This window comes from Streptomyces canarius, assembly GCF_014650735.1.
Taxonomy (GTDB): Bacteria; Actinomycetota; Actinomycetes; order Streptomycetales; family Streptomycetaceae; genus Streptomyces; species Streptomyces olivaceoviridis.
On sequence record NZ_BMVN01000155.1, the window covers coordinates 1 to 2,563 of the forward strand.

Annotated in this window: 1 protein-coding gene; it reads right to left on the reverse strand. The window is 69.2% G+C overall.

Annotated elements, in window-relative coordinates:
- Window positions 1–2,448 (reverse strand): DUF5010 domain-containing protein (locus tag IE294_RS46520; protein ID WP_189895357.1); only part of this gene is annotated, 2,448 nt, incomplete at its 3' end.
- Between the last annotated feature and the right edge of the window lie 115 nt (window positions 2,449–2,563).

Sequence of the window (2,563 nt, forward strand, 5' to 3'; positions counted from 1 at the left end):
ATCCGCCGACGCACCACCCGCCACCTCGGCACACTTGCCGTTGTAACCCGCGATACGGCCCGACGGACCCGACACCGCATCCGACGGAACCTGCCACTTCTGGCCGACGTCACCGTTGTTGCAGGTCCAGATGATCAGCGGATTGCCGTCCGCCGTACTGCCGTCGGAGTTCTCCAGGCACAGGCCGGACGCGGCGTTCACCAGGTAGCCGTTGCTCGCGTCGGCCGTCCACTGCTGGCCCTTGGAGCCGTCGCAGGCGGCGATCTGGACGCGGGTGCCGTTGGTGGTGCCCTGGTCCTGGGTGGTCAGGCACTTGCCGAGCACACGCACCGACCTGTCGGTGGCCATGGACCACTGCTGGGTGGTGGCGGTGCCGCAGGTGTTCAGCACGACCTGGGTGCCGTCGGCCGCGCTGCCGCCCGCCAGGTCGACGCACTTGCCGCCCTGGCCGGTGACATGGCCGGTCGGGCCCACGGGGGCCGGCGCGACGGGCGGGGCGAGGGTGGTCGCCGTCCAGTGGTTGGCGTTCAGCGAACCGGTCGGGAACTCCAGGCGGACCGTGTGGTGGGTGCCCGCCGGGAACTGGAACGTGCCCGCGTCGACGGTGGTGTACGTCTGCCATCCGCCGGTGTTCGGGACGGCGACGGTGGGACCGGCCACACCGTCGACGACGAAGCGGACCTGGGCGCCGTCGTTGGGCGTGGCGACCCGGGCGGAGAGCTTCACCGTGCCCTGCATCGGTTCGCTCTTCCAGGTCAGGGTCTCGCCGGGGGCGATGTCGCCGACGTCCCAGCCGCCGCCGGTGTCGCCGGTGGGCTCGACGTCGAGGTCACCGCTGCGGTAGACGCCGTTGTTCCCCGGAGTGGCCCCGCTGTGCGCGTCCGCCGTCTCCGCCTCGATCTTGAGGGTCGCCGGGAACGGGTCGGTGGAGTACTGCCGCACGATGTCGATCATCTGGTTGGGATAGTCGGTCAGCCGCTCCGCGTACGTGCCCTCGGCCGTACGCGCGATCATCGCGTTCTCCTCCCAGTCCGTGAAGCCCTCGACCAGGGTGATGTCGGCACCACCGTTGACCGTGGCGTCCAGGGTGCGGTTGAGGTGGTTGCCGTGGTCGGAGTCCATCACCATGTCGGTGGTGTCGTTGACGACCCGGAAACCGGGGGTCGCGACGCCGTAGGTGCGGCCGTTCAGGGAGGCCGCGCGGTTGGTGAGGACACGGAAGCCGTCGACGCTGACCGGGGCGGTGGTCCTGTCGGTCACCTTGATGGTGTGGGGGCCGTCCGTGAGGCCGGTCTTCTCGAACACGGTCTGCTGGGTCTTCAGCGTGCCGCTGCCGTCGAGCCGCACGGTGACGGGTGCCTGCCCGTCGACCGACACGTCGACGCTGCCCTGGTCGCTCGCGGTACGAGCCAGGTACTGCACGCCGGTGCCGATGAAGGAGTAGGTGACCGAGGCCCCCGACTGCGAGGTGGTCTGATACGTGTTCTTGTAGTCGCCGGCCCCGTCCGAGGTCCGGTAGTCCCAGCCGTCGCCGAACGTCAGCTGCCCGTTGTCGATGACGGGCTGGTACGTGGCGTTCGTCCAGCCGGCCGGCAGCTGGAACCAGTTGTTGATGCCGTCGATCTGCGAGATCACGGTGGGATCCCGGTCGGGCCAGCTGCTGTCCACGACGTAGTACGGGTCGATGCCGAACTCCGTCTTCGCGCGGGAGCGGGCGTACTGGAGCAGCTTGGAGAGGTTGCCGTCGCCCTGGTTGGTGAAGGCGAAGTCGTTGACCGACCACTCGTAGACCAGCGGGCGGCCGTCGACCTTGTAGAGCATGTCGGAGGGGACGCGGGAGAAGAACTCGCGCTGGTTGCGGTCCCAGAAATACTTGTAGCCGCCCTCCCCGGTGCCGTCGGCATCACCCATGTCGAAGGGGGGAGAGTAGCCGCCGGTGTTGTGGACGGCCCGGTTCTTCTTGTCGGTGAGGGTCGCCGGGGTGTCGTCCAGCGCGGCGATCTTGAGCTTGTCGGCGACGCCGCGCCGGTTGATCGCGTCGATCAGCGGAGTGAGGGCGCGGGGATCGCCGGCGCCGTCCGGTACGGCCCGGTCCGGGTCGAAGCCGCGCAGGTCGACGGCGACGAAGTCGACGCCCGCGGTGGTCAGTTCCTCGACGTAGTCGTCCCAGAAGGAGGCCGGATCGTCGGCCTTCGGCTGGTACATCGGCCGGTTGTAGTTCTTGTTGACCGGCTGGTCGTAGGGGCCGCCGGCCATGGTGATGTCGGAGAACCCGAAGGTGACGCCGAGCGCGCCGGTCTTGCCGGCGACCCGGCCGGGCAGGACGGTGCCGCCGTTCACCGCGATCGGGGTGTCGGCGGCCGAGGCCGTCGGGCTCACGGTCGCCACGCCCAGTGTCGTCAGTACCGCCACGCCCAGCGCGAGGGCCGGGCTTGTGTGTCTTCGCACCACGTGCGTTCCTCTGTCTCTGAGAAGGGAATGTGCTGTCGGGCCTGTCAGGCGGGGAGTTTCCAGAGCTGGTTGGCGGAGGCCGCGCAGGTCCAGATCTGGAGCTTGGTGCCGT